The 6798-nt window shown below is 69.3% G+C and carries 7 protein-coding genes; 6 read left to right on the plus strand and 1 reads right to left on the minus strand.

Translation table 11 applies throughout. The features are described 5' to 3' along the window. The 3 genes from RTN46_RS15785 to RTN46_RS15795 all read left to right on the plus strand — a co-directional run. Positions 1 to 962, plus strand: a 962-nt coding sequence (locus RTN46_RS15785; RefSeq protein WP_312182807.1) for a dihydrolipoamide acetyltransferase family protein, incomplete at its 5' end; no start/stop codon positions are given. A gap of 53 nt (positions 963 to 1015) precedes the next feature. Continuing rightward, the gene (locus tag RTN46_RS15790; protein ID WP_312182808.1) at positions 1016 to 1867 is read left to right on the plus strand and encodes an MBL fold metallo-hydrolase; all 852 of its coding nucleotides are present in this window, start codon (positions 1016 to 1018) and stop codon (positions 1865 to 1867) included. Next, the gene (locus RTN46_RS15795) at positions 1846 to 3093 is read left to right on the plus strand and encodes an MFS transporter (RefSeq protein WP_312182810.1); all 1248 of its coding nucleotides are present in this window, start codon (positions 1846 to 1848) and stop codon (positions 3091 to 3093) included. The genes RTN46_RS15790 and RTN46_RS15795 overlap by 22 nt, the downstream gene beginning before the upstream one ends. Here RTN46_RS15795 and RTN46_RS15800 read toward each other — a convergent pair. Further along, positions 3090 to 3989 (minus strand): phosphatase PAP2 family protein, encoded by a 900-nt coding sequence (locus RTN46_RS15800; RefSeq protein WP_312182812.1) that lies wholly within the window; start codon positions 3987 to 3989, stop codon positions 3090 to 3092. The genes RTN46_RS15795 and RTN46_RS15800 overlap by 4 nt on opposite strands. 175 nt (positions 3990 to 4164) lie before the next feature. Between RTN46_RS15800 and RTN46_RS15805 the strand changes: the two genes are divergently transcribed. From RTN46_RS15805 to RTN46_RS15815, 3 genes are all read left to right on the plus strand, one after another. After that, positions 4165 to 5169, plus strand: a complete 1005-nt coding sequence (locus RTN46_RS15805) for an o-succinylbenzoate synthase (protein ID WP_312182814.1) — start codon at positions 4165 to 4167, stop codon at positions 5167 to 5169. Between the two features lie 335 nt (positions 5170 to 5504). Next, entirely contained in the window at positions 5505 to 6332 is an 828-nt protein-coding gene (locus RTN46_RS15810) for a VOC family protein (protein ID WP_312182816.1), read from the plus strand. 87 nt (positions 6333 to 6419) lie between these two features. Continuing rightward, the coding region (locus tag RTN46_RS15815) for a thiamine pyrophosphate-binding protein (protein WP_396157928.1) at positions 6420 to 6798 on the plus strand (379 nt) is incomplete at its 3' end.

Consider the following 6798-nt stretch of genomic DNA (forward strand, 5'->3'; position numbering starts at 1 on the left):
CGGCTCCCGCTCCGGCTGGCGGCCAGGCAGCCCTCGAGGCGCCGCGCTGCATTAACCCGCTGGTAAGGCGCCTGGCCCGTGAAGCCGGACTCTCGCTGGTCGCCCTGACCGGCAGCGGTGCGGACGGGCTGATCCTGCGCCGCGACGTCGAGCAGGCCATTGCCGGCAGCGCTGCCGGTCCGGCTGCCGTGGCAGCACCCGTCAAAACTGGGCAGGCCGCGGCTGCGGACCTGGAAACCGATGCACGCTCCGGCCTGGCCATCAGCAGCAGGGTCCCGGTCAAGGGACTGCGCCGCACGGTCGCCGCCAACCTCAGCGCCAGCCGCTCCGAGATCCCCGAAGCCACGGTCTGGGTTGATGTGGATGCCACCGCACTGCTGGAACTGCGCGCCGACCTCAAGCGCCGGGACCCGGAGAACACCCCGGGCCTGATGGCGTTCCTGGCCCGCTTCACCCTGGCCGGGCTGCGCCGCTTCCCGGAACTGAACACCCGCTACGTGCCCAACGGGAACGGCGAGGCGGAACTGCTCGCGTTCGACGGCGTGAACCTCGGGTTCGCTGCCCAGACCGACCGCGGGCTGATGGTGCCCTCGATCCGCCACGCGGAGGCGCTAAACGCGAGGGAGCTCGACGCCGAGCTCCGCCGCCTCACCGCCGCCGCCCGCTCCGGAGCCGCGACCCCGGCGGAACTGACCTCCGGAACGTTCACCCTGAACAACTACGGGGTGTTCGGTGTGGACGGCAGCGCAGCCATCATCAACTACCCGGAGTCAGCGATCCTGGGTATTGGCCGCATCATCGACAAGCCCTGGGTGGTCAACGGGGAACTCGCCGTGCGGAAGCTGACCGAGCTGACGCTCGTCTTCGATCACCGGGTTTGCGACGGCGGAACGGCCGGCGGGTTCCTTCGTTACGTCGCGGACGCCATTGAGAATCCCGGGAGTGTGCTGGCCGACCTCTGATAGCCAGGTCACACGGTAAGTTGGTTACCGGACAGACCAGGAGGACGGACGCCATGACGCAGACAGACCAGCAGGTTCCGCAGGACTGGCTGGAGGTTGCGCCGCGCATCTACGTGCGGACCAACCCCGGCTGGGGAATGAACACCGGGCTGGTCATCGGCGAGGAGCGTGCACTGCTGATTGATACCGGCGCCGGTCCTGCCCAAGCCGAAGCCATCCTGGCCGGTGTCCGGCAGCTGACCGGGCTCCCGGTCACCGCCGTCAACACGCATGCCCACTTCGACCATTACTTCGGCAACGCGTATCTGCTGGCCCATGGCGTCGAGGACATCTGGGCGACAAGCGACTGCGCCGGCCTGATCGCCGCCGAAGGTGAAAAGCAGCGGCAGGAGGTAGCCGCCGTCGAACCGGCCATGGCAGCAGCCACCGGTGCCCACACCGGCATTGCGGTACCAAACCGGCTCGTGGACGGCAGCCCTACGGACCTTGACCTTGGCGGAATCTCCGTGACGCTGTTCCACCTGGGCCGCGGCCACACCAACCACGACCTGCTGGTGGGCGCCGGCGACGTCCTCTTTGCCGGCGACCTGGTCGAAGAGGGCGCCGATCCGAACTTCGGGGACTCCTTCCCGAAGGACTGGGTCCGGACGCTGGGGAAGATCACGGCCCTGGAAGACCTCTACACCACGGTGGTTCCCGGGCACGGCAAACCGGTGGCCATGGACTTCGTGACCACGCAGATGAACAAAATGCGCACCGCCGTCGCCGTGACCCGCAGTGCCATGGACCAAGCGTCGACGGACGTGACCAAAGCCGTGCCGATCCTGCCGTACGGTCCGGAGCAGTCCCGGGCGCTGCTCACCCGGCTGCGGACCCTGGCCCGGTGGAAGTGGCTGAAGCAATAGATACCTTCAGCCTGCGCGGCATTGCCGTTCCGGCCTTCGGGCCCACGGTGCTTTACGGAACAGCGATCGGCGCGATTCTGCCCGTCATCGCGCTCACCGCCCGCGACCTGGGCGCCAGCGTTGCCCTTGCCGCCCTCATCATCACGCTCACCGGCATCGGGTCGCTGGTCACCAACGTGCCAGCGACCCTCATCACCACGCGGTTCGGGGAAAAATGGGCCCTGGTGACGGCCGCCTGCTGGTGTGCCCTCGCCATGGTCCTGGCCGCGACTATCCCGGTGCTCTGGGTCTTCGCCCTTTCAGTGTTTATGGTCGGAATGGCCGGAGCGGTCTTTGGGCTGGCCCGGCAGACCTACGTCACCGAAGCCGTGCCGCTGCACTTCCGGGCCCGGGCGCTTTCCACGCTCGGCGGCTCGAACCGCATCGGCGTGTTCATCGGCCCCTTCGCCGCTGCCGGCGTGATGCACTTCGCGGGCACCCCCGGTGCGTACTGGATGGGTGCGGCAGCCGCCCTGGCAGCGGGTCTGCTCAGCCTGACCGTCCCCGAGCCGGCACTCCGTGCCCCGGGGATGGGCCGCCCGGGCGCGCGTGGCCGGAGCCACGGGGACCAGCGGGAAGAAGCCGTGGAGGCCGTGGCCCCGCCAACGATCCGTTCGATTCTGGCCAGCCATTCCCGGGTCTTCCGGACCGTGGGCATCGGGGTGCTGCTGATCGCCGCGGTCCGGGCCACCCGGCAGGCCGTGATCCCACTCTGGGCCCAGCATCTGGGCATTGACCCGGCCCAGACCGCGATCATCTACGGGATTTCCGCGGGCATCGACATGCTGGTCTTTTATCCAGCCGGCCGAATCATGGACTTGCGCGGACGCCGGGCAGTGGCCGTTCCCTGCATGCTCCTGATGGCCGCAGGCCTGGCCTTGCTGCCGCTGACCTCCAGCCCCCTGGGCCTGCTGCTGGCGGCCCTACTCATCGGGTTCGGCAACGGGATCGGCTCCGGAATCGTGATGACGCTTGGCGCGGACTTCTCCCCGCAGCCGGGGCGCCCGCAGTTCCTGGGCATCTGGCGGGTGCTCACGGACATTGGCACCCTCGGTGGGCCAGGGATTCTCTCCGGAGTTACCGCCCTGCTTTCGCTCTCCGCCGGGATCGGTGCGACGGCGGTCCTTGGCCTGGCCGGGGCGCTGGTGCTGTGGCGTTACGTGCCCAAGGGGCGGCGGACGATCTAGCGGTCGCCCGCCTGCTGACTGAACAGCAGGGAACCCAGCGCGGCCAGGGCATACCCGACGCCGACGATCAGCGCGAGGCCGGACCAGAAGTAGAGCGGGCGGCCGTCAAGCGCTGCTACGCCGCTGCCCCAGCGGGCATAGGCGTAGGTCGCTGCGGAGACCCCGAGGGCCAGGACGCCGGCAACGATGCACGCTCCGGTCCAGAACCGGCTTCCGGCGGTGCGCCCGGCGGCGGGCCAGGTGTTCCAGTCCGGGTTGGTCCGCAGCATCACCAGGCCGCCTACCAGTGTGCACGTGGCCACCACGAAGAAGGCCGCGACGACGTCGGCCGGCCGGTGCCAGAGGTTGAAATAGGTGGCTGATCCGGCCAGCACGGCGTAGGTTCCGCCGAGTGCAGCGACTGCCGGACGCCAGCGCGGCGAAGTCACCAGGAACACGGCGGCCATGGAGGACGCGGCCAGGGTGGTGTGCCCGGAGGGCAGGGAGTTGAAATCCAGGGTAATGACGCCGCGGTCCGGGCGGTCCAGCAACAGGTTCTTCAGCAGCTGGGTGGCCAGGTTCGCCCCCGCCATGGTGACGAGGGCGATCACCGCGGGGGAGATCCGCCGCCGCGCGATCGTGACGGCCAGGACGACGGCCAGGGCGATAAAGACGGAGATCAGCGGGAGGTTATCCAGGTATTCCAGGGCCGGGACCCGGGTTGCCGGTGCCACCAGTTCCGCCTCGCGCCAGGCCGATTCATCCGCCAGCTGCCCGGTTGTGGTGCGGACAAAGCCAAAATACGTCAGGGCAGCACCCGCGGCGGCCAGCAGCGCGGCGAAGAGGAAAAGGGCAGGGTTATGCCCCGCCCGGCGCCTGGCCGGTGTCCGTTTACTCAGGAGATTGCGCGTATCCATTCCCTCCAGCGTGCCACAGGTCCATGACGGTTTGCTGAGCGCGGGGAGCCGCGCCGCGCAGCCGCGCCACATCCGTTGCCGGCCGGCGCCTGGCCGCTCGGTGACAGATGCCCGGGCCGGCTGGTAGAGCGTCGTCCCCAGAAGCGGGGCAAGGCCCCGCGGGTAGGCTGGCTGGGTGGACTCGAACGCTTTCCCTGACCTCAACGCCCTCCGAACCGAGGCACACGTTGTCTCACTGCCCATGCGCGTGAAATTCCGCGGCATCCTGCACCGCGAGGCCCTGTTGCTGCGCGGCCCGGCCGGCTGGGGAGAGTTCTCACCCTTTCCCGAATACGACGACGGCGAATCGGTTCCGTGGCTGGCGGCGGCCGTGGAGGCTGCCTGGTGGGGGTACCCGGACCCGGTCCGGCCCACGGTGCCGGTCAACGCGACCGTTCCTGCCGTGGGCCCGGAGCAGGTTGAAGGGATCCTGGCACGCTTTGGCGCGGTGTCCGCGGTGAAGGTCAAGGTGGCCGAGCGCGGCCAGACCGTGGCCGACGATCTCGCCCGGGTGGCGGAAGTCCGGCGTCTTCTTCCCAAGGCCGGCATCCGGGTGGACGCCAACGGCGGCTGGGACGTGCCTACCGCCGTCGGCGCCCTGGAATCCCTGGCCGAAGCGGGGCTGGAGTATGCGGAGCAGCCCGTGCCGGAGATCGCCGGGCTGCGCGCTGTGCGGCTGGAACTGCAGCGCCGCGGCGTACCCGTGCTGATTGCCGCCGATGAAAGCGTTCGCAAGGAAACCGATCCGCTGCGTGTGGCCCGTGAGGACGCCGCGGATCTGATCGTGGTGAAAGTGGCACCGCTGGGCGGGGTGCGCCGCGCCCTGGAAATCGTCGCGGAGGCTGGCCTGCCCGCCGTCGTGAGCTCTGCCCTGGACACCTCCGTGGGTATCCGCGCCGGCGTCGCACTTGCGGCGGCTCTGCCCGAACTCCCGTACGCCTGCGGGCTGGGGACCCTGTCCCTGATGGCGGGGGATGTCACCGAGGAGTCGCTGGTGCCCGACGGCGGTGCGCTGGCGGTGCGCGAGGTACCGGTAGCCGAGCCGCTGCTTCAGCGGTTTGCCGCAGCCCCGGAGCGCCGGCAATGGTGGCTTGACCGGCTGGACCGCGTGCACGCACAGCTGGCGGCCAGGCAAGGTTGAACCGTTCAGTAGTCTCTTGTGCATCGGTGCGTGTCCTTCCCGCTAATTGCACCAACGGGAACCATTCAATGGATCTACTTGGCAGCCTTGGGCGTCAGAGGATCCACCTAGAGACCATCAGGTTCCCGGCGCCGACGTCCAGGGAAGCGCTGACCTGGTCCGAGATCGGCAACGGCAGTCGGGTCGCACCGGGCGCCGCCGAGATACCTAGGAAATGGCAGCAAGCTGCCCCAGCATCGAGGCATGGGCCAACGAGTTCGCGGGCCGATGAGAGCGCTCCGGGTACCCCGTGGGGGCGCCGGCCAATAGGCTGAACCGGTGGACGGGAGAAAACCATGACGCCAAGGACCTATCCGGAGGGTGTGCCGAGCTGGATCGACACCGAGCAGCCCGACATTGACGCAGCAGCAGACTTCTACGGCGGACTCTTTGGCTGGACGTTCGAGGAGGCCATGCCGGCTGGAGCCCCGGGGAGCTACCTAATCGCCAGGCTCGACGGCGTGGACGTCGGCGGACTGGCCGGCACCGATGAGGCTGCCGCGGTGTGGAACACCTATGTTGCCGTCAACGACGCCGACGCCGCGGCCCAGCGGTTGGAATCCGCCGGTGCAACCGTGAAGTCCGCGCCTGCCGATGCCGGTGAGGGCGGCCGCGCCGCAGTACTGGCAGATCCGGAAGGTGCCGAGTTCCGCATCTGGCAGGCCCGACGCCGGTTGGGATCCCAAGTGGCTAACCTGCCGGGAACCTGGAATTTCAGCGACCTCCATACCCCCGACGTCGGGGCGGCGCGGGCGTTCTACGGCAGCGCGTTCGACTGGGAGATCGACGATCTGGGTTACGGCTGGCTGGTGCGCCGGCCCGGTTACGGTGACCACCTGGAGGCGACTGTTGATCCCGGGATACGGGAGCGGCAGGCATCGGTCGCTACCCCCTCCGGGTTTGAGGATGCGATCGCCTGGGTTTCGCCTGTTGATCCCGGGGAGCTGCCGCATTGGCATGTTTCGTTCGCAGTGGCAGACCGGGACGAGTCGGCCGCTCGTGCGGAGCGGCTCGGGGCCAGGATCTTGGCGCGGAGCGATGAGCTGTGGGCGCGCACGGCGCTGATCCGCGACCCACAGGGTGCGGAGTTCACCATCAGCCAGTTCACGCCGCCGTCGGCATGAGCTGGCAGAAGGTCATCCGGCCGGACACCGGCTGCCGGGAGGGACGCTGCTAGGCGCAGCCCCGGGGCCGAACCCTAGGATGGAGGGGTGACCGGATCTTCGAAGTCCCCCCGAACCAACCCCCGCCCGTCTTCCGCCAGCGCCGCTGAGCCGAACGCGGCAAGCAGCCTCAGTTCCCTGCAGGCCGCCCGCTCCGCAGTGTCCGCGCTGGCCGCCGCTGGCGTGCGGGACGTGGTCCTGGCCCCCGGATCCCGCAGCGCCCCGTTAGCCTACGCCCTCGCCGAGGCGCAGGTGCAGGAGCTGATCCACGTCCACGTCCGCATCGACGAACGGGTTGCCGGGTTCACGGCGCTGGGCCTCGCCCGCGGCGGCCAGCGGCCGGCAGCCGTGGTGACGACGTCGGGCACCGCCGTCGGCGAGCTGCTCCCCGCCGTGATGGAAGCCCACCACACGGGTATCCCGCTGG

Origin of the sequence: Arthrobacter sp., assembly GCF_031988865.1 — a bacterium.
Taxonomy (GTDB): domain Bacteria; phylum Actinomycetota; class Actinomycetes; order Actinomycetales; family Micrococcaceae; genus Arthrobacter_B.